Raw genomic sequence first — 25,879 nt, forward strand, 5'->3', positions numbered from 1 at the left:
CCGTTGCGCATGCGCGAAGCGCGAGCAACGGCGGCTAACTCGCGGCCCCCCAGGGGCCGCGCTCGAGCGCGCCAGCGCTCCAATAAACACAGCGTCAAACCTCTAGGACTACTCAAACCCCGAAGTCCCGCTAACCGCGCCGCATCGGCGTATGCATAATCCCGTCATCATCGAATTCCGCCCCATCGACAACGAACCCGAACTTCGCATACATCCCCACCAAATGCGACTGCGCATCCAACCGCACAGTCGCAGAACCTGTTTCAGCCAAAGCAGCCTGCATCAACCGCGTGGTGTACCCGTGCTTGCGAGCCGACTCAGCCACACAAACCCGCCCGATCCGATAACTCGTCACACCATCGACAACCTCTTCGAGCAGCCGCAAAGTGCCGAGCACCGAACCGTCATCGAGCCAGAAATGCCGCGTCGAAGCCAGCAGATCACGCCCATCCAGCTCCGGATAAGCACATTCCTGCTCGACAACGAACACATCCACCCGAAGCCGCAACAGCTGGTAGAGGGCGGCGGCATCCAGGTCCGCCGCCCACGACCGCCTCAGCGCGACAGTCACACCTGAGCGAAGCTCGGGGCCTGCGTAGGCGCGGGCGCGTGGTTGCGATCCAGCTTCAGCGTGGCGTTGGTCCAGTCCCACACTTCCTGGAACAGCGCCTGGTTCTCCGACAGCTTCTGTCCCAGCGAGGGGATCATCGTCTGCAACTGCGGCGTCCACCCCGCGTACTGCTGCGGGAAGCAACGCTGCATCACGTCGAGCATCGCGGTGACACAGGTCGACGCACCCGGCGACGCACCGAGCAGACCGGCGATCGACCCGTCCTCGGCGGAGATAACCGCGGTGCCGAACTCGAGCACCCCACCGGCACCCTTACGACGGATGACCTGCACACGCTGACCGGCGGTGATCAGCTCCCAGTCGCGGCCCTGCGCGCGCGGCAGGAACTCCTCGAGCACGCCCACCTTGCCGTTCTGCGACTTGAGCAGCTCTTCGACCAGGTACTTGGTCAGGCCCATCTCGGTGAGACCGACACCGACGAGCGAAGCGATGTTGTTCGGCTTGATCGACTTGAACAGGTCGGCGTTGGAGCCGTCCTTGAGGAACTTCGGCGTCCAGCCGGCGTAGGGGCCGAACAGCAGGCCCTTCTGCCCGTTGATGACGCGGGTGTCGAGGTGCGGCACCGACATGGGCGGCGCGCCGACGGCGGCCTTGCCGTAGACCTTGGCCTCGTGCGCGGCGATCAGCTCGGGGTTGGTCGAGCGCAGGAACTGGCCACTGATCGGGAAGCCGCCGAAGCCCTTGGCTTCCTTGATTCCGGCCTTCTGCAGCAGCGGCAGCGCGCCACCACCGGCGCCGACGAAGACGAACTTCGTATTGATGGTGCGCGACTTGTAGGTGCGCAGGTTGCGGACGGTGACGTTCCAGGAACCATCGGACTGCTTGTCGAGGTTGCGGACCTCGGTGCCGAAGGCGATCTCGCCACCGGAGTAGCCGATGTAGGCGAGCAACTGCTTGGTGAGCGCGCCGAAGTCGATATCGGTGCCACCGTCGGACCAGTTCAGCGCGATCGGGTCGCTGAAGTCGCGGCCCTTGGCCATCAGCGGCAGGCGCGCGGCGAACTCGTCGGGGGCGTCGATGAACTCCATGCCGCGGAACAGCGGGTGCGGCGCGAGGGCCTCGTAGCGCTTGCGCAGGTAGTCGACGTTGTCGGCACCGTGCACGAAGCTCACGTGCGGGATGGGGTTGATGAAGCCGGCCGGGTCGTCGAGGACGCCGGTGTCGACGGCGGAGGCCCAGAACTGGCGCGAGACCTGGAAGCGCTCGTTGATGTCGACGGCCTTGCTCACGTCGACCGAGCCGTCAGCGTTGCGCGGGCTGTAGTTGAGCTCGCACAGCGCCGAGTGGCCGGTACCCGCGTTGTTCCACGGGTCGCTGCTCTCCGCGGCGGCGGCGTCGAGCCGCTCGAACACCGAGATCGTCCAGTCGGGCTGCAACTGCCGCAGCAGCGCGCCGAGGGTGGCACTCATGATGCCGGCGCCGATGAGAACTACATCGGTCTTTTCCATCTTCGCAGCGTTCGACACGGGTAGATCGACTTCCTTGTCCTTCTCAGCTACCCACCGGCGGGTGAGTTCGCTTGGCGCGGGCGCTTTGGTGGTGTTCGTGCGACTCGCGGTGAATCGCCGGGAGGTAGGTTACCCGTCGTTCACCTGATGCCAATTGTGCACCTGCGCTGATCGGAGTTCTGCAACGGAGGTCACTAATGTGACGCAAACCAACGCTGCACGTCGCGACGACCGCGCGTTAGATTGAGCAGTGTGACGAACGAAACCCTCGCCGAGGCGCAGTGGCAGCCCGATGTCCTCGGCACCGCCTATCAGCAGCGGACGCTCCCCCTCGGTGTCGACCCCGACGGCGAGGGCGACGTCGTGGCCACGCTGGTGCGCTATCTCCCCGATGCCGAGGCCCCGGCCGCAGAGCCGACCGTGCTCTACGTGCACGGGTTCACCGACTACTTCTTCCAGGAGCACCTGGCCGAGCACTTCGCCGCCCGCGGACACCGCTTCTACGCCCTCGACCTGCGTAAATGCGGACGCTCACGGCGCGAGGGACAGAGCGCGCACTACGTCTCCGACCTCGCGTTCTACGACGCCGAACTCAACGAGGCACTGCGGATCGCGCGCGAGGAGACCGGCAACGATGTGCTGATCCTCGCCCATTCGACCGGCGGTCTGATCGTGCCGCTGTGGTTGGACCGCCTGGAATCGAAGGGTGGCAGTGCGGCGGCGGGTGTCGCCGGTGTCGTCCTGAACAGCCCCTGGTTCGACCTGCAGGGCCCCTCCTTCTACCGGACCATCGGCACGCCGGTGATCAACACGGTCGGCCGCTTCCGCGCGTTCGTCCAACTGCCCGCCGGTGTCAGCACCGCTTACGGCGACAGCCTCCACCACACCCGCGCGGGTGAGTGGGATTACAACCTCGACTGGAAGCCGCTCAACGGCGAACCCGTACGGCTCGGCTGGCTGCGCGCCATCCGCCGGGGTCAGGCGCGCCTGCACCAGGGCCTCACCATCGGCGTCCCCGCACTGATCCTGCGCTCGCGGATCACCAAGTTCGCCCGCGAACACTCCCCCGCCGTCGATGTGGCCGACGCGGTGCTCGACGTGAAACAGATCCAACGCTGGGCGGGTTGCCTGGGCGAGCGCACCTCGATCGTCCCGATCGAGGGCGCCCGCCACGACGTGTTCCTGTCCTCGGAAGCCGTGCGCGCCAACGCCTTCCAGGAAACCGACAACTGGCTCGACTGGCTGGCCGCCTACCGCAAGGCCTAGTCCTGGACCACTGATCACCACGCTCTCAGCAAAGTATCGCCCGAGAGGCGAACACGGTGAGAGCGTGGTGATCTTGATCTACCAGAGGCTGGTGCGCAGGACGATCTCGGTGGCGAGTTCGTGGCCCGCTTCGGTGGCGATGTTGTCGACTTCCAGTGGGACTACGCGGAATTCGCCGTAGACGTAGCGACCGGAGGCGTCGGCGGTGGCGCGCGAGAGGCTCTTGGTCACCAGCATGGTGACCGGGAGCTCCAGCGGCGGACACGCCGGATCGGGCACGTCCCCGTCCGCGGCGGGGACGGCCGGGTGCCCGTGATCGGCGACGACCAGGCTCATGAACCGGCCGAATCGACCCGCGCACACCCGCCACGCCAGCGCCGCGCCCGAACCTCGCCCCGCGACGTTCACGTACGGCATCTCGAGCTCGTCGAGAATCGCGAGCACGCCCTTCGGATCGAGTCCCCCGGGCGACTCGATCACGACGGTCTGCAGCTCGGATTCGTGCAGCCGCGCACACACCTTGTCGAACACGTCGGCAGGGTCGTCGGCATCGGGTAGCAGCAGCACATTGTGCCGCGAGGAAGGCCCGTCGACGCGCACCGTCCAGGCCTGGTCACCGACCGTGATCTGCCGAGATTTCATGCCGGGTTACGGTACACGGCCACGCTGAACAACGAGCAGTGTTCCAGCGCACCCGCCCACCGACCCCATCCCCGTGAACTGGCCTTTCACCACCCCCACCCCCAGAATTGCCAGACCTGTCACAACCCGGCACCGCACGCTGTGAGCCGAGACGGGCCGCACATCGCCAAGGCATGCACGCGTACCGCTCGGCGTCTGCGGCAAGCACGGACTTCCTCTGGTTGTTCGGCGCCCTCGTGCTGGGCGCGCCTGCCCTCATCTTCGGCCACGCGGCCCTCGTCATCGGCCGCGAACAACCCGAAGACGACCCATCACCATCGGACGAACACGATTCGGCACCATCGCGGAGCTGCTCGGGTCAGGACCGTCATTCCCGAGTTCGTTGCGTGGTGAGGAGGTCTCGGATCGGGGAGACCGTGTGGGGAAGCCAGAGGGCCTGGGTGGGGGCAAGGGGTGGGTCGGCCAGTGGGATTACGGTGACTCGGCCGTCCAGGGCTGGGCCGGCCGGGGCGGTGACGAAGGCGATGTGGTTGTTGTCGACGACTGCCGTGATCGGGGGTGTGCCCTGGATGCGGTTGACGACGAAGGTGGGTTCGATGCCTGCTCGGCGGTAGGTGCTGAGGAGGAAGTCGGTGTAGAAGGAGTGGCCGGGTGGCGCCCAGACGATGACCGATTCCTCGCGTAGGTCGTGGATGTGCAGGGATTCACGGGTGGCTAGTCGGTGGTTGCTGCTGACCGCGATGCGTACCGGGTCATAGGCGATGATCGCGGAGGCGAGGTCGGGGGGCATCGCCACGCCGCGGCGCAGGGCCAGGTCGATCTCGCCGTCGTAGAGGGCGGGGACAAGTGCGTCGGGGAACATCTGCCGGGCGGTGAGTGAGACGTCGGGCAGCTGGTCGCGCACGGGGGCCATCAGCAGGTAAGCCTCTTCGGCCGTGATCGCCGGCGTGTGCCCGATGACGAAGGGGCGCGGTGCGGCGACGCCTGCCTCGTGGGTTTGCTCGGCCAGGGTCGCGGCGGCCGCGAGCAGGGCGCGGGTGCCGTCGCGCAACACCTCCCCGGCGGGCGTGAGGTTCAGCTTGCGCCCGGACCGGTCGAACAGTGCGACGCCGAGTTGGCGTTCCAGCTGACCGATGGCGGCGCTGAGTGCCTGCTGGGTGATGTGCAATTCGGTTGCGGCGCTGGTGAATCCGGTATGTTCGGCCACGGCGAGGAACTGGTGCAGGCGATGCAGGTCCAGCGGCCTGCCGTCGCGGGTCGTCCGATCGGCCATGCGATCGACCTTACCTCGACCTACAAAGATCATTTGTGGAGAAGCCAGAAACTACTGTTTCCCATTTGTTCAACCTGCCCCTACCGTCGAAGTTGTACGACTCCGACACCACCTTGGGAGCGGCTGTGACTCATCCAGACCCGATCACCCTGGACGACGCACGCGTCCTGGCGGTACTCGCACCGGGCGAGTCGCTCGACCTCGCCGACCTCGCGCGCAGAGCCGAACTCTCCGAGCGACGAGCCGAGCACGCCACCGCTCGCATGATATTCCGAGGCCTGCTCGCGTATAAGCAGATTCACGGCACCGGTGTGTGGGAGATGACCGCGCGGGGCCGTGGCTGGGCGAATACGCCGATCGGGCGCGCCACGCTCGATATCCCGGGTTTCGCAGTGGCGGACCGCGAGTCGTACGAACCGAGCGACACCGACGAGAGGACGTATCGATGACGGGCGTTTTGACCGGAAACTCCGCGGTAGTAGCCGCGGGAGCCAAGAATCTCGGGCGACTCATCAGCACCACACTCGCCGACGACGGCGCGAATGTGCTGGTTCACTACAACAGCGACGCCAGCAAGGCCGATGCCGACGACACCGTGGCCGCCGCGAAAGCCGCAGGTGTCGAAGCGGTTTCGTTCCAGGCCGACCTCACCGTGCCGGCCAATATCGTCCGCATGTTCGACACCGCGATCGAGGCGTTCGGCGGGGTGGACATCGCAGTGAACACCGTCGGCAAGGTGCTGCGCAAGCCGATCCTCGACACCACCGAAGCCGAGTACGACGCGATGTTCGACGTCAACGCCAAGGCCGCGTACTTCTTCCTGCAGGAGGCGGGCAAGCGGCTCAACGACGGCGGCCGCATCGTCACGATCGTGACCTCCCTGCTCGCCGCGTTCACCGACGGCTACTCCACCTACGCGGGCGCGAAGAGCCCGGTCGAGCACTTCACCAGGGCCGCGGCGAAGGAATTCGCACCGCGCAGCATCACGGTCAACAGCGTGGCGCCGGGCCCGATGGACACCCCGTTCTTCTACCCGCAGGAGACGCCCGAGCGCGTCGAATTCCACAAGTCGCAGGCGATGAACGACCGATTGACCCGGATCGAGGACATCGCGCCGCTGGTGGAATTCCTTGTCGCCGAAGGCGGTTGGGTCACCGGCCAGACCATCTTCGCCAACGGCGGATACACCACCCGCTGATCAGCGCGACGCAACGCCTCACTGCCTGGCAGGCGGTTTCGGTCACGCCGTCTCCGCCCGCCAGGCCGTCACGGTCGCACTGGTTCGGCCTGTCGGGCCGTCACGGTCGCACCGGCTCCGCCTGCCTGGCCGTCACGGTGCGGGCGTGCTGATCCCGGTGTCGATGACGGGGAGGTCGGCTGGGGCACCGTCACGGATGAGCTGGTCCAGCGCGGCCAGGTCGAGGTGTTGTTCGACGAGGTCGGCGAGTAGGTCGAGTTGGGCGGACCGGGTGGTCGCGACCGAGGTGTCGGGGGCGACGGTGAAGCCGGGGCGGCCCGCTCGGGTGGCGACTTCGGTGAGCCAGGCGCGCCGGAACTCGTCGGATTCGAGGAGGCCGTGGACGTGGGTACCCCAGATCGCTTCTCGCGCACTACCTTCGGGGGCTCCGTCGATGGTCAGCCAGGGCAGGTCGGCAGTGTGGGTGACTCTGCCATGGTGGATCTCGTAGCCGTGCACGGGAATCGAGCCCGCGGCGCCGGTCACCTGACGGGCGATCTTCGGGTCCGCGAACTCGATGTCGAGGTCGAGCAGGCCGACACCGTCCACCACAGTGGGTCGGGTCGCCGAGGCGCTGTCCGCTGTAGAGGTGGGCGCCTCGGACATCGCGTGTTCGACACCGTCGGTGATTCGCCGACCGAGCATTTGGTAACCACCACAGATACCGAGAACGGGACGGCCCGCCGCGGCGCGAGCCCGGAGCACATCGGCAATGCCATTGGCGCGCAACCAGTTCAGATCCGAGATGGTGGCCTTGCTGCCGGGGATGACCACAAGGTCGGCGGTGGCCAGTTGGTGCGGGCTGTCGGCCCAGCGGACCGACACGCCGGGCTCACAGGCCAGGGCTTCGATATCGGTGGAGTTGGAGATTCGCGGGAGGCGAATGGCGGCCACGGTGAGCCACTCGGTGCCATGGGGTGGGCCCGGTCGGCCGACGGGGGCACCGGAGATGGTGCCGAGGGAGTCTTCGGCGTCGAGCCAGAGGTCTTCAGCGAACGGGAGGACGCCGAGGGTCGGTCGACCGGTCAGGGCAGTGAGTTGGTCCAGGCCTGGCTGCAGCAGGGACACATCACCACGGAATTTGTTGATGATGAACCCCGAGATGAGTTGCTGGTCTTCGGGTTCCAGTACCGCGACGGTGCCGAACAGATGCGCGAGCACACCGCCCCTGTCGATATCGCCGACCACCAGAACCGGAATATCAGCGGCCCGCGCCAAACCCATGTTCGCCAAGTCGGTGGCACGCAAATTGATTTCGGCTGGCGAACCCGCACCTTCACAGATCACCACATCGAATTCGGCACGCAGCGAGGTAAGTTCGGCCGCGACCACTTCGCGCAGTTCCTGTCGACGCGTGAAATAGTCACGCGCGCCGACAGTCCCGACAGCCTGACCCCGAACCACCAACTGCGAACGGCGATCACTGCCGGGCTTCAACAGCACCGGATTGAACCGCACACTAGGCTCCAACCCACAGGCCCGAGCCTGCAGAGCCTGCGCCCGCCCGATCTCCCCACCATCGAGCGTGACAACCGAGTTGTTCGACATGTTCTGCGCCTTGAACGGCGCCACCCGCACCCCACGCCGCGCCAGCATCCGGCAGATACCAGCCACCACAACGCTTTTCCCCGCGTCGGAGGTGGTACCCGCGATCAGTAGCGCCCCGCGCAAGGGCGCACTCACGGCAGGGTGAGGATTTCCGCGCCCGTTTCGGTGACGACCAGGGTGTGTTCGAACTGCGCCGTCCACTTGCGGTCCTGGGTGACCACGGTCCAGCCGTCGTCCCAGATGTCGTAGTCGATGCCGCCGAGGTTGATCATCGGCTCGATGGTGAACGTCATGCCGGGTTCGATGACCGACTCGATGTTGGGCTGGTCGTAGTGCAGCACCACCAGACCGCTGTGAAAGGTCGGGCCCACACCGTGGCCGGTGAAGTCGCGGACCACGCCGTAGCCGAAGCGGTTGGCGTATGCCTCGATGACGCGCCCGACCACATTCAGGGCGCGACCCGGCTTGACGGCCTTGATCGCCCGGTTGGTGGCCTCCTCGGTGCGCTCCACGAGCAGGCGCACCTCCTCGTCGACATCGCCGGCGAGGAAGGTTTTGTTGGTGTCGCCGTGCACGCCGTGGATGAAGGCGGTGACGTCGATATTGACGATGTCACCGTCCTCGATCACGGTCGAGTCGGGGATGCCGTGGCAGATGACCTCGTTGAGCGAGGTGCAGCAGGACTTGGGAAAACCCTTGTAGCCCAGCGTGGAGGGGTAGGCGCCGTGGTCGCACATGTACTCGTGGGCGATTCGGTCGAGCTCGTCGGTGGTGACGCCCGGCGCCACCGCCTTGCCCGCCTCTTCGAGGGCCCGGGCCGCGATCTTGCCCGCGATCCGCATCTTCTCGATGGTCTCGGCGGTCTGCACCCAGGGCTCGTTGCCCTCGTTCGCGGTCTTCTTCCAGACGTACTCGGGACGCTCGATGGAGCGGGGAACTTCCCGGATCGGCGACTGGGTGCCGGGAACTAGTGGCTGACGGGTGCGCACGGACATAGAGGCAGTGTATCTATGGGCTCATGCTGCTGCGTCAGATGGAGTACTTGGTCGCGTTGGCGCACGAACAACACTTCGGTCGCGCGGCCCTGGCCTGTCATGTGACCCAGCCCGCGCTGTCGGCGGGCATCCGCAAGCTGGAGAGCGAGCTGCGGGTGCAGATCGTCCAGCGTGGGCAGCGATTCGCCGGGTTCACCGCCGAGGGCGCGGAGGTCCTCGAGTGGGCGCAGCGGATGATCGCCGAGCAGGAACAACTGCATTCGACGTTGTCGAGCATGCGCGGCGGGCTCACCGGAGTGTTGCGCATCGGCGCGATTCCGACGGCGCTGACGGCCGCGTCGCTGGTGACCACTCCCCTGCATCTGCGACACCCGCTGGTGCGGTTCTCCCTCGAATCGATGTCCTCGCGCGAGATCGCGACCCGGCTCAACGACTTCGACATCGACATCGGGATGACCTACGTCGACGGTGATCCGCTGGGCCGGGTGCGGGTGGTTCCGCTGTATCGGGAGCGCTACCTGTTCCTGACCCCGGCTGACGGTGAGTTCGGTGCCAGGGAGTCGATCAGCTGGGCCGATGCGGCGAGGGCACCGCTGTGCCTGCTGACGCCGGTGATGCAGAACCGCCGGATCCTGGACGGGCACTTCGCCGAGGCAGGGGCCCAGGTGGAACCGGTGGTCGAAACTGACACTGTTTCCGCGATCTACTCTCATCTAGAGTCGATGAGACTGTCCAGTGTGATTCCGCACGCGTGGTTGCACAGCTTCGACATCCCACCCGGTGCCCGGTTGCTGACCATGCCGCAACCGCGCCGATCCTTCCATGTGGGACTGGTACTGGCCGGTAAGGACCCGAAGTCGATCCTGGCGCGCACGCTGGTCGACACGGTCGGTGAACTCGATATCGCCGGTGAGCTGGACCGGGGCCTCGCCCGTCGCCTGAAACCCGATTTCTGATAAATCCTGCTTATCAATTCATCGAAGTTAGGACTTTGACGTTGATCACACGTCGGCCTTACTTTTCAGGACACGGGACGACGTAGCGCGATCAGCGGCGCGGCGTGACCCGCTGACCGGCAGGTGATCATGAGCAGGGTTCGACGTCGAAACACCGACGGGCGCAAAGCCGTCGGTGTTTCGCGCGGTCTCGGTGCAGGCACCACCCCGGCTACCCACCCGTAGAAGCCACACCTCGAGGAGGTGCGCAGTGCCTGCGCTGTCTTTCCTGGACCGGGAGCACACCATCGCTCCCCCCGGCTACAGCCGGTGGCTGATCCCACCCGCCGCGCTGGCCATCCACCTGTGCATCGGTCAGGCGTACGCCACCAGTGTCTACAAGGACGCGCTGGTCAAGCACTTCGATTCGAGTCTCACCGCGATCGGGCTGATCTTCTCGATCGCGATCGTGATGCTCGGGCTCTCGGCCGCGATCTTCGGCACCTGGGTGGACCGCGTCGGCCCGCGCAAAACGATGTTCACCGCGGCCTGTTGTTGGTCGTCGGGATTCCTGGTGGCGGCGGCGGGTATCGCGACCGAGCAGCTGTGGGTGGTCTATCTCGGGTACGGCTTCATCGGCGGTATCGGGCTCGGCCTCGGCTACATCTCCCCGGTGTCGACGCTGATCAAGTGGTTCCCGGATCGCCCGGGTCTGGCCACGGGCATGGCGATCATGGGTTTCGGCGGTGGCGCCATGGTGGCCGCCCCGCTCTCGCGTGAACTCCTCGCCCGTTTCGGTGGCGCCGAGGCCGGTGGCGACGCGGTGATGAAACTGTTCATCACCCTGGGCATCGCCTATTTCATCGTGATGATGCTCGGCGTGTTCACCGTGCGGGTCCCTGCGCCCGGCTGGAAGCCCGCGAATTTCGATCCGAGCACGGTCGCCGCCAAGCCGATGGTGACCACGGCGAATGTCTCGGCAGCCAATGCGATCAAGACCCCGCAGTTCTGGCTGCTGTGGATTGTGTTGCTGTGCAACGTGACCGCTGGCATCGGCATTCTCGAGCAGGCCGCGGACATGATCCAGGACTTCTTCCGCAATGCCGACGGAGTGTCCACGGTGACCACCGCGGTGGCGGCCGGGTTCGTCGGTCTGCTGTCGGTGGCGAACATGGGCGGCCGGTTCGTCTGGTCGACCACCTCCGACTATCTCGGCCGCAAACCCACCTACATGATGTATCTGGGTGTCGGCATGGTCGCCTATCTCGCGTTGGCCCTGGTCGGTTCGAACGCGACCGCGCTGTTCGTGATCCTGTGCGTGATCATCATTTCCTTCTACGGCGGCGGTTTCGCCACGGTGCCCGCGTATCTGCGCGACCTGTTCGGCACCTTCCAGGTCGGCGCGATCCACGGGCGCCTGCTCACGGCCTGGTCGACGGCGGGTGTGCTCGGGCCGCTGATCGTCAACGGAGTGCTCGACGCCCAGGGCGAGCCCGGCCATCTCATGGCCCGCGACTACCGGCCCGCGCTGTTCATCATGGTCGGCGTGCTGGCCATCGGCTTCGTCGCGAACCTCCTGGTCCGCCCGGTCTCTGCGCGCTGGCACGAGAAGCAGCCGGTCACCGACGCTGCCGCACCCGCCGCCGTCCGAACCTGAAACACGTAAGGAGCCCACCTCATGACCGAAGCCGAACATCCGCACAGCTACCGGGCGCAGCTCGTGATCTCCTGGACCGTCGTCGGATTACCGCTGGCCTACGGACTTTTCAACGCCGTCAAAGCAGCACTCAAACTCTTCAGCGGATAGAGGGAAGCGATGGGAGACACGACCGGTCAGCTGGCCGAACTGGTCAGCACCGTGGCCGACAAGCACCGCGACGAACGCGGGCCCCTGCTACCGATCCTGCACGACATCCAGCACCTACTCGGCTACATCGCGCCCGAGATCGTGGGTCTGGTTGCCGCCGAATTGAATCTCTCGCGCGCCGATGTGCACGGGGTGGTCAGCTTCTACAAGGACTTCCGGGCCGAGCCGGTCGGTCGGGTGTGTGTGCAGGTGTGCCGGGCCGAGGCCTGCCGGTCGGTCGGCTCGGAAACCCTCGCGGGCGAGCTCGAGCAGTGGCTCGGCACCAAGACCGGGCAGACGACACCGGACGGGCGCGTCACCCTCGATCAGGTGTTCTGCGTGGGCAATTGCGCGCTTGGCCCGTCGGCGCTGATCAACGGGCAGGTGTACGGGCGGCTCGATCGAGACAGCGTCGCCGAGATCGTGTTGGCGGAGGACGAATAATGCGCAAGGTCACCAAGGTCTACGTGCCGCGCGATTCCGCGGCGACCTCGGTCGGGGCCGACGAGGTCGTGATCGCGCTGTACTCGGCGGCATCGCGCATCGGCCAGGAGATCACGGTCGTGCGCACCGGCACTCGCGGCATGCTGTGGCTGGAACCGCTCGTCGAGATCGAAACCCCGCGTGGGCGTGTGGGTTACGGCCCGGTGCGCGTCGAGGACATCGACGACCTGGTCGAGCTCGGCATGCTCGACGGACTGCCGCACGAGCTGAATCACGGTGTGGTCGAGGATCTTCCGTGGATGCGTGAACAGCAGCGCTTGTGCCTGGCCAGGGTCGGCGTCACCGACCCGCTCTCCCCTACCGACTACGTGGCCCACGGCGGGCTGGTCGGGTTGCGCCGCGCCTTCGAGCTCACCCCGGCCGAGGTGATCGCCGAGGTCACCGAATCCGGACTGCGCGGTCGCGGCGGGGCCGGATTCCCGGCGGGCATCAAGTGGCAGACCGTCGCCGACGCGCCCGGTCCGCTGAAGTTCGTGTGCTGCAACGCCGATGAGGGCGACAGCGGCACCTTCGCCGACCGTGTCGTCATGGAAGGCGACCCGTTCAGCCTCCTCGAGGGAATGACCATCGCCGCGTACGCGGTCGGCGCGAGCGAGGGCTACATCTACCTGCGTTCGGAATATCCGGACGCGGCATCGGTACTCGAGCAGGCGATCGAGGCGGCGAGGGCGAAGGGGTGGCTCGGCCGCGACATCCTCGGCTCCGGTCTGGATTTCGATATCCACCTGCGGATCGGCGGCGGCGCCTATATCTGCGGTGAGGAGACCGCGATGCTGGAAAGCCTCGAGGGCAAGCGCGGCACGGTCCGTCCCAAACCGCCGATTCCCGCGATCAACGGACTGTTCGGCAAACCGAGCGCGGTCAACAATGTGCTCACCCTGGTGAGTGTGCCCGCGATCCTCGCCGACGGCGGCAAGGCCTACGCGGCGCTCGGCGTCGACCGCTCGCGCGGCACCCAGGTGTTCCAGCTCGCCGGAAACATCGCGCGCGGTGGGGTTTTCGAGTCCGCGTTCGGCATCTCGCTGCACGATCTGGTCTACAAGTACGGTGACGGCACCCGCTCCGGTCGCCCCGTGCGCGCGGTGCAGGTCGGTGGCCCGCTCGGCGCCTACATTCCGGCCGACAAGCTGGACCTGCCCACCGATTACGAGGCCTTCGGCGCGGCCGACGCGATGCTCGGCCACGGCGGCATCGTGGTGTTCGACGACACCGTCGACATGGCCGGGATGGCACGGTTCGCCATGCAGTTCTGTGCCGAGGAGTCGTGCGGTAAGTGCACGCCGTGCCGGGTCGGCGCGGTGCGTGGGGTCGAGGTGATCGACCGGATCGTCGGCGGCGTCGACCCCGACGGCAATCTCGCCCTGCTCAACGATCTGTGCGAGCTCATGGTGAGCGGTTCGCTGTGCGCGATGGGCGGCCTCACCCCCAACCCGGTGCGCAGCGCGCTGCTGCATTTCCCGGAGGACTTCACCCACGCACGACCCGAGGAGACCTGATGACGCTGCTCCCCGAAAGGGACCTCGGCACACCCGCTCCCCCGGCCGACGCCCCACCCGTCACCGTCGAAATCGACGGTCTGCCAGTAACAGTCGGCGAGGGCACCTCGGTGCTGCGGGCCGCCGCCCTGGCCGGTATCGACATTCCGAAGCTGTGCGCCACCGACAGTCTCGACGCGTTCGGCTCCTGTCGACTGTGTCTGGTCGAGGTCGACGGCAGGCGCGGCACGCCCGCCTCGTGCACGACCCCCGTAACAGAGGGCATGCGGGTCCGCACCCAGACACCGCAACTGGAGAAGCTGCGCCAGGGTGTCATGGAGCTCTACATCTCCGACCACCCCCTGGACTGTCTGACCTGCCCCGCGAACGGCGATTGCGAACTGCAGGACATGGCGGGGGTGGTCGGGCTACGTCAGGTCCGCTACGGCTACGAGGGCGCGAACCATCTCGACCTCGAAAAGGACACCAGCAACCCGTATTTCGACTTCGATCCGGCCAAGTGCATCGCGTGTTCGCGGTGTGTGCGTGCGTGCGGTGAGATCCAGGGCACCTTCGCGCTCACCATCGAGGGTCGCGGTTTCGAGTCGAAAGTTTCTGCGGGAGTGGGTGAGTCGTTCGTCGACTCCGAGTGCGTGTCGTGCGGTGCGTGCGTGCAGGCCTGTCCGACGTCGACGCTGCAGGAGAAGTCCGTTGTGCAACTGGGCATTCCGACACGCTCGGTGTCCACCACGTGCGCGTACTGCGGTGTCGGCTGCTCGTTCAAGGCCGAGCTGCGCGGCACCGAACTGGTGCGGATGGTCCCCGACAAGAACGGCGGCGCCAACGAGGGCCACGCGTGCGTGAAGGGCCGCTTCGCCTTCGGTTACGCCACCCACCCCGACCGCGTCCTCGAACCGATGATCCGCGAGAAGATCACCGACGAGTGGCGAGTGGTGGACTGGGACAACGCGATCGGCTACGTGGCCGAGCGGATGCGTGCCATCCAGGAACGCCACGGTGCGGGCGCGATCGGCGGGATCAGCTCCTCGCGCTGTACCAACGAAGACGTCTACGTCGTGCAGAAGATGGTGCGCGCGGCGTTCGGCAACAACAACATCGACACCTGTGCGCGAGTGTGTCACTCCCCCACCGGATACGGACTCAAGCAGACCTTCGGTGAGTCCGCGGGCACCCAGGATTTCCGGTCGGTCGCCGCGGCGGATGTGATCGTGGTCATCGGCGCGAACCCCACCGACGGGCATCCGGTGTTCGCCTCGCGGATGAAGCGACGGCTGCGCGAGGGCGCGAAACTGGTCGTGATCGATCCGCGCCGCATCGACCTGGTGCGCTCACCGCACATCGAGGCCGCCTACCACCTGCCCTTGCGGCCGGGCACCAACGTGGCCGTGGTGAACGCCCTCGCCCACGTGGTGGTGACCGAGGGCCTGGTCGACACCGAATTCGTGCACAGCCGCTGTGAAGACTTCGATGAGTGGGCGGAGTTCATCGCCCGCCCCGAACACAGCCCCGAAGCCGTCGCGGATCTCACCGGCATCCCCGCCGAGGACCTGCGCGCGGTCGCCCGCCTCTACGCCACCGGCGGCAATGCCGCGATCTACTACGGTCTCGGCGTCACCGAGCACAGCCAGGGCTCCACCATGGTGATGGGCATGGCGAACCTGGCCATGGCCACCGGCAATATCGGCCGCGACGGCGTTGGCGTGAACCCGCTGCGTGGCCAGAACAATGTGCAGGGCTCCTGCGATATGGGGTCGTTCCCGCACGAACTGCCCGGCTACCGGCACGTCTCCGACGACGCCGTGCGCGAGGTCTTCGAAACCCTGTGGCAGCGACCGATTTCCGCCGAACCGGGCCTGCGGATTCCGAACATGTTCGACTCCGCCATCGACGGCACGTTCCGTGGGCTGTACGTACAGGGTGAGGACATCGCCCAGTCCGACCCGAACACCAAGCACGTCTTCGCGGCACTGGCGGCGCTGGATCTGCTGGTCGTGCAGGACCTGTTCCTCAACGAGACGGCGAAGTTCGCGCACGTATTCCTGCCCGGGACCTCGTTTCTGGAGAAGGACGGCACCTTCACCAACGCCGAGCGGCGGATCAACCGAGTGCGCCCGGTGATGGCGCCCGCCACGGGTAAGCACGAGTGGCAGATTCCGTGCGAGATCGCCACGGCCATGGGCTACCCGATGGACTACGACCACCCGAGCCAGATCATGGACGAGATCGCCGCGCTCACCCCGACTTTCGCGGGCGTCTCGTTCGCGAAGCTGGACCGCCTCGGCAGCATGCAGTGGCCGGTCACCGATGCCGCTCCTGACGGCACCCCGATCATGCACGTCGACGAATTCATCCGTGGCAAGGGCAGATTCGTCACCACTACCTTCGTCCCGACCACCGAACGAGCCACCCGCCGCTTCCCGCTCATCCTCACCACGGGCCGCATCCTGAGCCAGTACAACGTGGGCGCGCAGACCCGCCGCACCGCCAATGTGGTCTGGCACGCCGAGGACATCCTCGAGATCCACCCGCACGACGCCGAGGTCCGCGGCATCACCGACGGCGCCGAGGTGACCCTGGCCAGCCGTGCGGGCGAGACCCGCCTGCACGCGGTGCTCTCGGATCGCATGCCGCCCGGCGTCGTGTACACGACGTTCCACTACCCCACCACCGGGGCGAACGTGGTGACCACCGACAACTCCGACTGGGCCACCAACTGCCCCGAATACAAGGTGACCGCCGTGCAGGTGGCCCTGGGTTCACCGCTGCGCGACGCCTCGCACCGCGAACACCTGCCCGAGGCGATGCGCCTGGCCACCGAGATCGCCGCCCAGTTCCGCGACCTGCCCGAACGCGATGCGGCCTCGGTCATGGCGACCCACATCCGCAAATACTGGGACCCGCGCATGCGAGAACAGTTGCGCGACCAGGTGACTCGCGCGGGCGCCACCTGCGATGGACACGTGCGGGCGACCGCCGAACTGCTCGAACTACCTGTCCGCTGACGGGTCGGCACCGACCGGGAATGGAGTACACAGTGGGGAGAGTGACCGCGCGTCGACGGGTGCTGCGCATCAGCGATGGACAGTACTCGGAACGACCCGACACCCTGGTCGCCGAGGAACCTCTCGAAATCCGGGTCGGCGGTAAGGCTATGACGATCACGATGCGCACACCCGGCGCCGACTTCGACCTGGCGGCCGGGTTCCTGGTGAGCGAGGGCGTGGTGCGCACGGCGGAGGACATCGTGAGCATCCGCTACTGCGCGGGCGCCACCGCCGACGGCACCAACACCTACAACATCGTCGATGTGGAGCTCGCGCCCGGCGTGGCACCGCCCGACGCTTCGCTGGAACGCAATTTCTACACCACGTCCTCGTGCGGGCTGTGCGGAAAGGCCAGCCTCGACGCGGTGCGCACCCACACGCACTGGTCGGTCGCCGACGACCCACTGCAGAGCACGCCCGGCGTGATCTCGACCCTGCCCGAACAGCTGCGCGGTGGTCAGCGGGTGTTCGACACCACCGGCGGTCTGCACGCGGCCGGACTGTTCACCGGGTACGGCGAATTGCTCTGCCTGCGAGAGGATGTCGGCAGACACAATGCCGTGGACAAGGTGATCGGGTACGCATTGCAGTCGGGCATGCTGCCGCTGCGCGGAACCATTCTGATGGTGAGCGGGCGAGCCTCGTTCGAACTGGTGCAGAAGGCGCTGATGGCAGGCATCCCGATGCTGGCCGCCGTCTCTGCTCCGTCCTCACTGGCCGTGGACCTGGCCGCTGACAACGGGTTGACGCTGGTCGGTTTCCTGCGCGGCTCGTCGATGAACGTCTACTCGGGCGCGATGCGGTTGTCACAGCACGCGGTCATGTAGGCGGGAATTCGGCCCGGTCAATGGCGACCGGGCCGAATTACGCCGTACTCAGCCGACCGGCTCCAACCGGACGATGATGCCCTTGGACGTCGGCGTGTTGCTGATATCGGCCACACTGTCGAGCGGGACCAGCACATTGGTCTCCGGGTAGTACGCGGCCGCCGAACCGCGACTGGCCGGATACCCGACCGCCACGAACTTCTCCGCCCGCCGTTCGGTCCCGTCGTGCCAAATGCTCACGATATCGACCACGTCCCCATCCGCGATCCCACGCTCGGTGAGGTCCTCGGGATTGACCATCACCACCCGGCGCGCATTGTGAATGCCACGGTAGCGGTCATTGGCCGCATACGGGATGGTGTTCCACTGGTCGTGGGACCGAAGCGACTGCAGCACAAGGTATCCCGGTGGTGCGTCGAGCATGTCGAAGTCGTTGCAGGTGAACTCGGCCTTGCCGCTGGCAGTGTGGTAAATACCCTCGTTGACCGGGTTGACCAGCAACATCCCACCAGGCTGACCGACACGGGCATTGAAGTCCTCGAACCCCGGCACAACCCGGGAAATCCGGTCGCGCACGGTTCCGTAGTCGGCGATGAACTCCTCCCACGGAATCGTGGACTCCTCCCCCAGCGTGGCGCGCGCCAGCCGCGAGATGATCGCCACCTCGCTCAGCAGATCGGGCGAGGCGGGATCCAGTCGCCCTCGCGAGGTGCGGACCTGGCTCATCGAGTCCTCGACCGTATAGAACTGCTCACCGGTGGCCTGGATATCGCGGTCGCTGCGACCCAGCGTCGGCAGGATCAACGCCGTGTCACCGCACACGGTGTGGGAGCGGTTGAGTTTGGTGGAGATCTGCACGGTCAGCGAGCACCGCCGCAACGCCGCCTCGGTCACGTCACTGTCTGGCGTGGCACGCGCGAAATTGCCTGCGACACCGACGAATACCTTCGCCTGGCCGTCGCGCATGGCACGAATGGAGTCGACCGCGTCGAGACCGTGTTCGGCGGGCGGGGTGAAGTCGAATTCCTTGCCGAGGGCGTCCAGGAACGGTTGCGGCATCCGTTCCCAGATCCCCATGGTGCGGTCGCCCTGCACATTGCTGTGCCCCCGGACGGGACACACACCGGCACCGGGGCGCCCGAGATTGCCACGCAGCAGCAGGAAGTCGACCACTTCGCGGATGGTCGGCACACCGTGTTTCTGCTGGGTCAAGCCCATCGCCCAGCACACGATGATCTTCTTGCTGCCCAACACCTGCTGGTGCACGGCCTCGATCTCCTCGCGCGCCAACCCGGTCGCGAGAAGCGTGTTGTCCCAGCTCACCTTCTTCGCGTGCTCGGCGAAAGCGTCGAAACCTGTTGTCTGCGAAGCGATGAACTCGTGGTCGAGAACAGTGCCCGGCGCCGCGTCCTCGGCGTCCAGGAGCAGCTTGTTCAGCATCTGGAACAGCGCGAGGTCGCCACCAGGACGGATCTTGAGGAAGATATCCGCGATCTCGGTGCCGCGCCCGATCACCCCGCGCACCTTCTGCGGGTTCTTGAACCGGATCAGCCCCGCCTCGGGCAGCGGATTCACCGCCACGATCTTGCCGCCGTTGCGTTTGGTCTGTTCCAGCGCCGACAGCATCCGCGGATGATTGGTGCCGGGGTTCTGACCGACGACGAAAATCAGGTCCGCTTCGTAGATATCATCAAGCGACACAGTGCCTTTGCCGACACCGATGGTCTGCTGCAGCGCCGAACCGCTCGACTCGTGGCACATGTTCGAACAGTCGGGCAGGTTGTTGGTGCCGTACGCCCGCGCGAACAGTTGCAGCAGGAACGCGGCCTCATTGTTGAGCCGGCCCGAGGTGTAGAACAGGGCCTCGTCGGGGGTCGCGAGGCCACGCAGTTCGCGGGCCAGCAGGTCGAGGGCGTCGTCCCAGCCGATCGGTTCATAGTGGGTGGCACCGGGACGCTTCACCATCGGCTCGGTGAGCCTGCCCTGCTGGTTGAGCCAGTAGTCCGACATGGTGTCGAGCTCGGCCACGGGGTGTTCGGCGAAGAACTGCCTGGTGACACGGCGGGTGGTCGCCTCGTCGTTGATGTGCTTGGCACCGTTTTCGCAGTACTCGTTCAGGTGTCGATGCTTCGGCTCCGGCCACGCGCAGCCGGGGCAGTCGAAACCCTTGGTCTGATTGATGTTCAGCAGGGTGAGCGCCGTGCGGGCCGGAGAGTTCTGCGAGAGCGAATACTCGATCGCGTGGACTACCGCGGGAACGCCGACCGCCCAGGTCTTGGGCGGCGTGACGGTCAGATGATCTTCAGGGTCCTCGATCGAGGTCATGTATCAGCTCATTTTCAGTTCTGCGACACCGCGCGACGACATATGTGACCTCAGGCTTCTCACAATGGTCGCGCTTGTCAAAGCGGGAAGCCCGATCACCTGATAGATCTCGGTTATCGGGCTTCCCGCCTGTGATGACGCAGTCGCACTACGGCTCGAACACGCTACTTCCGTAGACATCCTCGGCCGTGAGCGTGATCAGATCCGACTTGCCCAGTGGGCGGTCGAGCGCCACCAACCGACGTGCCTGCCGCAGTCGACACCGTTCGATGGCATTACGCACGCTGCGCGCGTTGGAGAACCTGGGCTGCTGCATGCGCAACGTCAGGTATTCGGCGAAAGCCTTGTGGGCCTCGTCGTCGAAAGCGAAACCTTCCGACTCCACCATCAGACCCGCGATCTGGGTCAGCTCGGCGTGGTCATAGTCCTCGAACGTGAGATGGTGCGGCACACGGGAACTCAGGCCCGGGTTGGCGGCGAAGAACGTCGCCATCCGGTCGGGGTAACCGGCGAAGATCACCACCAGATCGCCGCGCTCGTTCTCCATCTCGGTCAGCAGGATCTCGATCACCTCCTGCCCGTAGTCCCGCTCGTTCTCCGGGCGGAACAGGTAATAGGCCTCGTCGATGAACAGCACCCCACCGGCCGCGCGGGCGATCGCCTCCTTGGTCTTTGGCGCGGTGTGGCCGATGAACTGGCCGACCAGGTCGTCGCGGGTGACGGTGTGCACGCGCGGTGCCCGGATGTATTCGAGTGCGTGCAGGATCGCCGCCATCCGCAGGGCGACCGTGGTCTTACCGGTGCCGGGGCCGCCGGTGAAGCTCATGTGCAACGTCGGACGCGTGGTGGTGAGCCCGAACCGGCGCCGCGCCCGGTCGACCTGCAGCAGCGAGGCGACCTCACGGACCCGGCGCTTCACCGCGGCCAGCCCGACCAGCTCGGCGTCGAGGGCGGCCAGGGTGTCGGTCACCCTGGCCGCGGCCTCGTCGGCCGAGAGATCGAGCACCTCGTCGTCGCCGAGAATCGCGGGCTCGTGCGGTTCCTCGTCGACAGCCGTCTGCCCCGAACCGTGGACGCCCGGCCGGTGGAACCCGAATCCCTTTGGTGTGTCCATCAGTTCACTCGCCCACGTACCGATCGCCGGTCGGACGGGCGGTGGCGTAGGACTTCACCGAGTACCGCTGGGTGCGGTCGGGGCCCTCGACACGTTCGAGCAGGAAACCGGGTTCGTGCGCCGGTCGCTGGACGAGGAACTGCATCGCCGTGGACTGCCGACCCAGGCTCGCGTCGTAGGCCAGCAGCCGGATGTAGTGCTGCGGGAAGGTGGCCCGGCAGTCGTTGAGCTGGGCGAGCACGCCGTCGGGTTCGGCCAGGTCGAACATCGGCAGCCCCCACATCTCCCAGTACACATTGCGCGGGTGCGGGTCGTCGGTGTATTCCAGCGAGACCGGCCAGCCGTGGTCGAGGGCGTATTTCACCTGGGCGGCGATCTCGTCGTCGGTGAGGTCGGGCAGGTAGGAGAAGGTGCCGTAGCGAAGTTTCATCGGGTGCTCCTTAGATCGAGGGCACCGGAGTCGCCACCACGTCGGGCGCGTCGGTGCTGGTGTAGTCGAAGGTGATGTCGCCCCAGGTGTCGAGGGCCGCCTGCAGGGGTGCGCAGTGCTTGGCCGCGTTGCGCAACACGCCAGGCCCTTCGAGCAGCAGGTCGCGACCTTCGTTGCGCGCCTTGACCATTGCCTCCAGCGCGACCCGGTTGGCTTCGGCGCCCGCGGCGATGCCGTAGGGGTGGCCGATGGTGCCGCCACCGAACTGCAGGATCACGTCATCGCCGAAAAGATCCAGGAGCTGGTGCATTTGGCCGGCGTGGATGCCACCGGAAGCCACCGGCATGACGCCGGGCATCGAGATCCAGTCCTGATCGAAGAAGATGCCGTTGCCCAGGTTCGTCGGAACATCGTTGTCGCGCAACGTGTCATAGAAACCGCGTGTGGTGGCCGGGTCGCCTTCGAGCTTGCCGACGACGGTGCCCGCGTGCACGTGATCGACACCCATCAGCCTGCACCACTTCGCGATCACCCGGAAGCTCACGCCGTGGGTCTTCTGACGGGTGTAGGTGGAGTGGCCCGCCCGGTGCAGGTGCAGCAGCACGCCGTTCTCGCGCGCCCAGAGCGCCATGGACTGGATGGCGGTGTAGCCGATCGTGAGGTCGATCATCACCACCACGCTGCCGAGCTCCTTGGCGAAGTTCGCCCGCCGGTACATCTCCTCCATGGTGCCCGCGGTGACATTGAGGTAGTGGCCCTTGATCTCGCCGGTTTCGGCCATTGCCCGGTTCACCCCCTCCATCGCGTAGAGGAAGCGGTCACGCCAGCGCATGAAGGGCTGGGAGTTGATGTTCTCGTCGTCCTTGGTGAAGTCGAGTCCACCGCGACAGGCCTCGTAGACGACGCGCCCGTAGTTGCGGGCCGACAGGCCGAGCTTGGGCTTGATGGTGGCACCGAGCAGCGGGCGACCGTACTTGTTGAGCATCTCCCGTTCCATGACGATGCCGTGGGCGGGGCCCTGGAAGGTCTTGGTGTAGGCGACGGGGATGCGCATGTCTTCCAGGCGCAGGGCCTTGAGCGGCTTGAAGCCGAAGACATTGCCGATGATCGAGGAGGTCAGGTTCGCGATGGAACCCTCCTCGAAAAGGTCGATGTCGTAGGCGATGTAGGCGAAGTACTCGCCAGGCCTGCCTGGAACGTCGTCGACCTTGTACGCCTTGGCCTGGTAGTGGCTGTTGGCGGTGAGCCGGTCGGTCCACACCACAGTCCAAGTGGCGGTGGAGGATTCGCCCGCGACGGCGGCCGCGGCCTCGATCGGATCGACGCCGTCCTGCGGCGTGACGCGGAAGACAGCGAGCACGTCGGTGTCCTTGGGAATGTAATCGGGGTTCCAGTAACCCATTCCGGCGTAACTCTGAACACCCGGATCCCACCGCTCTTTGGTCGCCGGACCCTCGTTCTCGATCATCGTCATCGCCGTCGTCCTTTCGCATCACACCTGGAGAAGCACTCCCAGTGTGTGGGCGCGGACAGTTCAACGACAATGGAATCTTTCCTGTGCACTGTTAAGGCATAATTGAACTATGTTCGCGAGCTCGGACCTTCCCGCCGCCGCCACCTGGGGTCGGCTGCGTACCTTTCTCGCGGTGTACGAGACGGGCAGTGTGCGGGCGGCGGCCGAAACACTGCACGTCACACCCCCTGCGGTGTCGGCTGCCATCACCGCGTTGGAAGAAGCTTTGGGCACAAGGCTTTTCGGTAAATCCGGCCGTGGGATCGTGGCGACGGACTCGGGCGAGATCTTCGCCGGGTACGTGCGCAGACTGCTCGGGTTGCTCGCCGAGGCGGCCGGGGCGGTCCACGATGCCGATCGAGGGCGGGTGCGCATCGGGGCGGTGGCGACGGCGAGTGAGTATGTGCTGCCGCTGTTGATGGCCACGTTCGCTCGCGCCCACCCGCACGTCGAACTCTCGCTGTCGGTGCTGACGCGCGGCGAGTTGTTCGCCCGCGCCGCCGACCACGTCTTCGACATCGCGCTGGCGGGCCGACCACCGCGCGGGTCCGGGCTGATCACGGCGGCACGACGGGCGAACCGCCTCGTCTTGGTCGGGCGACCCGGCCTGGTCGAGGACCCGTTGACGACACCATGGCTGCTCACCGGGATCGGCTCGGGCACCCGCGACACCACACTGTCGTTGCTGAGCAGGCTGCAGGCCGCACCTCCCCTGCTCACCCTCGGCACCTCGGGCGCCGCTGTCGCCGCCGCCCGCGAAGGCCTCGGCGTCACGCTGGTGCACGAGGAAGCGGTGCGCGAGCAACTCGCTTCGGGAGAACTGGTCGCCTACGGCGTGCCGGGCACCCCCCTCGATCGCCCCTGGCACGTCTGCACCTCCGCCGAACCGACCTCGGCGACCCGGCTGTTCGTCGCCCACCTCTGCGATCCGGAACAGGTCGGCGCCGCCGCATTTCACACCCGGTCTCGCCCGAAGGGGTGAGGACGGCTCACCAGGTCGCCCGCACGCTGGTCGTCATGACGACACTCCCCGCCACCGCCCTCGCCGATATCGCCCAGCAGCTGACCAGCGGCGGCCGCGGCATCCTCGCCGCCGACGAGTCGATCAAAACCATGTCCTCGCGCCTCGAACAAGAAGGGGTCCCCGCGAGCGCGACCACCCGGCGCGACTACCGCGAACTGCTGCTCACCGCCGACGGGCTGTCGGAGTGGATCAGCGGAATCATCCTGTGCGACGAGACTTTCGGCCAGGATCTCGCCGATGGCCGTCCCTTCCCGATCGCGGCCCGCGAGCTAGGAATCCTGCCCGGCATCAAGGTCGACACCGGCACCACACCACTGCCCGGCCAGAACGGCGCACTGATCACCGAAGGCCTCGACGGCCTCGGCGCGCGGCTGGCCTCCTATGCCGACCGCGGCGCCGCGTTCGCCAAGTGGCGCGCGGTGTTCGACGTCCACACCATCACCCCCTACTCCGCCCGCGCCAACGGCCAAGCCCTGGCCAGGTACGCGACACTGTGTCAGCAGCACGGCATCGTCCCGATCGTCGAACCCGAGGTGCTGTGCACCGGCGACCACGACCTCGCCGCATCGGCAACAGCCAGCGCGCTCGCCCTGAGTTCCCTGTTCGAGGCCTTGACCGATGCCGGGGTGGACCTGACCGGGATCGTGCTCAAGCCGAACTTCGTCACGCCGGGCCTGGGCGCCACCCCCATCGCGCCGACCGAAGTCGCCGCCGCCACCTTCGCGGTGTTGCGCGATCAGGTCCCCGCCGAAGTCGCGGGAATCGCGTTCCTCTCCGGCGGGCATCCCACCACCAGCGTGTGCGAGTTCCTGAGCGCGCTGGCCGCCATCGCCGACCGCCCATGGCCGGTGACCTTCTCCTTCGGACGTGCCCTGGTGAGCTCCGCCCTGCATACTTGGGGAGGCACGCCCGCCGAAGTCGCTGCCGCACAACATGTTCTGCTCGAAAACTGCCGCACCGCCTCCCACGCCACCGAGCAGGCGCAGTAGCTGAGCTCCGGCGAGGCCGCTCCGCGCGCTACTGACGCGGTGGCAACACGCAGCAGCGGCGCTACCCCTCGGGCACCGCTGCTGCGTTCGTTGGTCAGACCGACGAGCTCCGAGTCCCCCGAGCCGTCAGATACGACCGAAGGACCAGGCGCAATTCTTCGGTCAAGGCGGCACGCTCGGCCTCGGGAGCCTCGACGATCATCGGCATCATGGCCCGTACGGTCTGCACGGCCACCGCGGTACAGCGTGCGCGGACATCCGGGGCGAGATCGGGGTAGACAGCGCCGAGCAGACCTTCCGCCCGAAGGTGGACGGCTCGATGCGCGGGGTCGACAGCCTCGCGGAGCGCGGTGGGCATGTCGGCGCGCGCGAACAGCGCCTTGAACCCGGGGTTGGCGATGTTGAACTCGACCAGCGGCCCGATCACATGGTCGAGCAGCACGTCGAGATCGCCCGGGCCGACGGCGGTGCCGAACGTGCTTCCGAAAGCGGCCAGGCGCTCCCGGTACAGCTCGGCCAACGCCGTCGCCAATTCCTCCTTGTTGCGGAAGTACTGGTACAGCGAGCCGGGCGAGATGCCCGCGGCGGTGGCGATCGCATTGGTCGTCGCGTTCTCGTACCCACGTTCGCCGAACACCTGCGCCGCCGCGAGCAGGATCTCCTCCATCCGACGACGGCCGCGTTCCTGACGACGTACCTCTGCCATATTCCTCCTTGAATATGCGAGTAATTACTCGTATCTTCGATCTTACGAGTGATTGCTCGTATATTCGAAGGCTAGCAGAGGAACGC

Annotated in this window: 23 protein-coding genes; 12 read left to right on the top strand and 11 right to left on the bottom strand. The window is 66.5% G+C overall.

The genetic code is table 11. From position 1 onward, the window contains the following. Positions 1-130 precede the first annotated feature (130 nt). Positions 131-571 carry a GNAT family N-acetyltransferase gene (locus ACFW6D_RS29655; RefSeq protein ID WP_379231762.1) on the bottom strand — a complete coding sequence of 147 codons (441 nt, stop codon included), beginning with the start codon at positions 569-571 and terminating at the stop codon, positions 131-133. Continuing rightward, positions 568-2,097 carry a malate dehydrogenase (quinone) gene (gene mqo, locus ACFW6D_RS29660; protein ID WP_379333554.1) on the bottom strand — a complete coding sequence of 510 codons (1,530 nt, stop codon included), beginning with the start codon at positions 2,095-2,097 and terminating at the stop codon, positions 568-570. The genes ACFW6D_RS29655 and mqo overlap by 4 nt, the downstream gene beginning before the upstream one ends. Before the next feature lie 234 nt (positions 2,098-2,331). Here mqo and ACFW6D_RS29665 point away from each other — a divergent pair, with 234 nt between their 5' ends. Then, entirely contained in the window at positions 2,332-3,345 is a 1,014-nt protein-coding gene (locus ACFW6D_RS29665; RefSeq protein ID WP_379333556.1) for an alpha/beta hydrolase, read from the top strand. Positions 3,346-3,423: 78 nt separating this feature from the next. Here ACFW6D_RS29665 and ACFW6D_RS29670 read toward each other — a convergent pair whose 3' ends face one another. After that, the gene (locus ACFW6D_RS29670; RefSeq protein WP_379333558.1) at positions 3,424-3,987 is read right to left on the bottom strand and encodes an alpha/beta hydrolase; all 564 of its coding nucleotides are present in this window, start codon (positions 3,985-3,987) and stop codon (positions 3,424-3,426) included. Positions 3,988-4,354: 367 nt separating this feature from the next. After that, positions 4,355-5,260 carry a LysR family transcriptional regulator gene (locus ACFW6D_RS29675; RefSeq protein WP_379333560.1) on the bottom strand — a complete coding sequence of 302 codons (906 nt, stop codon included), beginning with the start codon at positions 5,258-5,260 and terminating at the stop codon, positions 4,355-4,357. 125 nt (positions 5,261-5,385) lie between these two features. Between ACFW6D_RS29675 and ACFW6D_RS29680 the strand changes: the two genes are divergently transcribed. Next, entirely contained in the window at positions 5,386-5,709 is a 324-nt protein-coding gene (locus ACFW6D_RS29680; RefSeq protein WP_379333562.1) for a hypothetical protein, read from the top strand. Beyond that, positions 5,706-6,458 carry an SDR family oxidoreductase gene (locus ACFW6D_RS29685; protein ID WP_379333564.1) on the top strand — a complete coding sequence of 251 codons (753 nt, stop codon included), beginning with the start codon at positions 5,706-5,708 and terminating at the stop codon, positions 6,456-6,458. Before ACFW6D_RS29680 ends, ACFW6D_RS29685 begins: the two co-directional genes overlap by 4 nt. 132 nt (positions 6,459-6,590) lie before the next feature. Here the strand turns inward: ACFW6D_RS29685 and ACFW6D_RS29690 are convergent, their stop codons facing one another. After that, on the bottom strand, positions 6,591-8,180 hold the full coding sequence (locus ACFW6D_RS29690; protein WP_379333566.1) for a cobyric acid synthase: 1,590 nt from the start codon (positions 8,178-8,180) through the stop codon (positions 6,591-6,593). Beyond that, positions 8,177-9,040, bottom strand: coding sequence for a type I methionyl aminopeptidase (map, locus tag ACFW6D_RS29695; protein WP_379333568.1), 864 nt, complete (start codon positions 9,038-9,040; stop codon positions 8,177-8,179). The genes ACFW6D_RS29690 and map overlap by 4 nt, the downstream gene beginning before the upstream one ends. Before the next feature lie 23 nt (positions 9,041-9,063). Here map and ACFW6D_RS29700 point away from each other — a divergent pair, with 23 nt between their 5' ends. From ACFW6D_RS29700 to fdhD, 7 genes are all read left to right on the top strand, one after another. Continuing rightward, complete coding sequence (locus ACFW6D_RS29700) at positions 9,064-9,996, top strand: LysR substrate-binding domain-containing protein (RefSeq protein ID WP_379333570.1); 933 nt, start codon at positions 9,064-9,066, stop codon at positions 9,994-9,996. 250 nt (positions 9,997-10,246) lie between these two features. Beyond that, positions 10,247-11,632, top strand: coding sequence for an OFA family MFS transporter (locus ACFW6D_RS29705; RefSeq protein WP_379333572.1), 1,386 nt, complete (start codon positions 10,247-10,249; stop codon positions 11,630-11,632). Positions 11,633-11,653: 21 nt separating this feature from the next. Beyond that, complete coding sequence (locus tag ACFW6D_RS29710) at positions 11,654-11,782, top strand: hypothetical protein (RefSeq protein WP_379234971.1); 129 nt, start codon at positions 11,654-11,656, stop codon at positions 11,780-11,782. A 9-nt stretch (positions 11,783-11,791) separates the two neighbouring features. Next, entirely contained in the window at positions 11,792-12,265 is a 474-nt protein-coding gene (locus ACFW6D_RS29715) for an NAD(P)H-dependent oxidoreductase subunit E (RefSeq protein ID WP_379333574.1), read from the top strand. After that, positions 12,265-13,821: a formate dehydrogenase beta subunit gene (locus ACFW6D_RS29720; RefSeq protein WP_379333576.1), complete on the top strand. Its 1,557-nt coding sequence runs from the start codon at positions 12,265-12,267 to the stop codon at positions 13,819-13,821. The genes ACFW6D_RS29715 and ACFW6D_RS29720 overlap by 1 nt, the downstream gene beginning before the upstream one ends. Beyond that, positions 13,821-16,823, top strand: coding sequence for a formate dehydrogenase subunit alpha (fdhF, locus tag ACFW6D_RS29725; protein WP_379333578.1), 3,003 nt, complete (start codon positions 13,821-13,823; stop codon positions 16,821-16,823). The genes ACFW6D_RS29720 and fdhF overlap by 1 nt, the downstream gene beginning before the upstream one ends. Positions 16,824-16,855: 32 nt before the next feature. Next, positions 16,856-17,692: a formate dehydrogenase accessory sulfurtransferase FdhD gene (gene fdhD / locus ACFW6D_RS29730; protein WP_379333580.1), complete on the top strand. Its 837-nt coding sequence runs from the start codon at positions 16,856-16,858 to the stop codon at positions 17,690-17,692. Positions 17,693-17,740: 48 nt separating this feature from the next. Here fdhD and ACFW6D_RS29735 read toward each other — a convergent pair whose 3' ends face one another. From ACFW6D_RS29735 to ACFW6D_RS29750, 4 genes are all read right to left on the bottom strand, one after another. Continuing rightward, entirely contained in the window at positions 17,741-20,017 is a 2,277-nt protein-coding gene (locus tag ACFW6D_RS29735; protein WP_379333582.1) for an FdhF/YdeP family oxidoreductase, read from the bottom strand. A gap of 148 nt (positions 20,018-20,165) precedes the next feature. Beyond that, positions 20,166-21,131 carry an AAA family ATPase gene (locus ACFW6D_RS29740; protein ID WP_379234959.1) on the bottom strand — a complete coding sequence of 322 codons (966 nt, stop codon included), beginning with the start codon at positions 21,129-21,131 and terminating at the stop codon, positions 20,166-20,168. Positions 21,132-21,135: 4 nt separating this feature from the next. Then, positions 21,136-21,561: a ribulose bisphosphate carboxylase small subunit gene (locus tag ACFW6D_RS29745; protein ID WP_379234957.1), complete on the bottom strand. Its 426-nt coding sequence runs from the start codon at positions 21,559-21,561 to the stop codon at positions 21,136-21,138. A gap of 10 nt (positions 21,562-21,571) precedes the next feature. Next, a complete protein-coding gene (locus ACFW6D_RS29750; RefSeq protein WP_379333584.1) occupies positions 21,572-23,035 on the bottom strand; it encodes a form I ribulose bisphosphate carboxylase large subunit in 1,464 nt (487 codons plus the stop codon). 109 nt (positions 23,036-23,144) lie between these two features. Here ACFW6D_RS29750 and ACFW6D_RS29755 point away from each other — a divergent pair, with 109 nt between their 5' ends. Then, positions 23,145-24,056, top strand: coding sequence for a LysR family transcriptional regulator (locus tag ACFW6D_RS29755; RefSeq protein ID WP_379333586.1), 912 nt, complete (start codon positions 23,145-23,147; stop codon positions 24,054-24,056). A gap of 35 nt (positions 24,057-24,091) precedes the next feature. After that, positions 24,092-25,087 (top strand): class I fructose-bisphosphate aldolase, encoded by a 996-nt coding sequence (locus ACFW6D_RS29760; protein WP_379333588.1) that lies wholly within the window; start codon positions 24,092-24,094, stop codon positions 25,085-25,087. A 94-nt stretch (positions 25,088-25,181) separates the two neighbouring features. On the opposite strand, the gene ACFW6D_RS29765 is transcribed toward ACFW6D_RS29760, so the two are convergent. Further along, positions 25,182-25,793: a TetR/AcrR family transcriptional regulator gene (locus tag ACFW6D_RS29765; RefSeq protein ID WP_379333590.1), complete on the bottom strand. Its 612-nt coding sequence runs from the start codon at positions 25,791-25,793 to the stop codon at positions 25,182-25,184. Between the last annotated feature and the right edge of the window lie 86 nt (positions 25,794-25,879).

The organism is Nocardia sp. NPDC058705, assembly GCF_042749305.1.
Taxonomy (GTDB): Bacteria; Actinomycetota; Actinomycetes; order Mycobacteriales; family Mycobacteriaceae; genus Nocardia.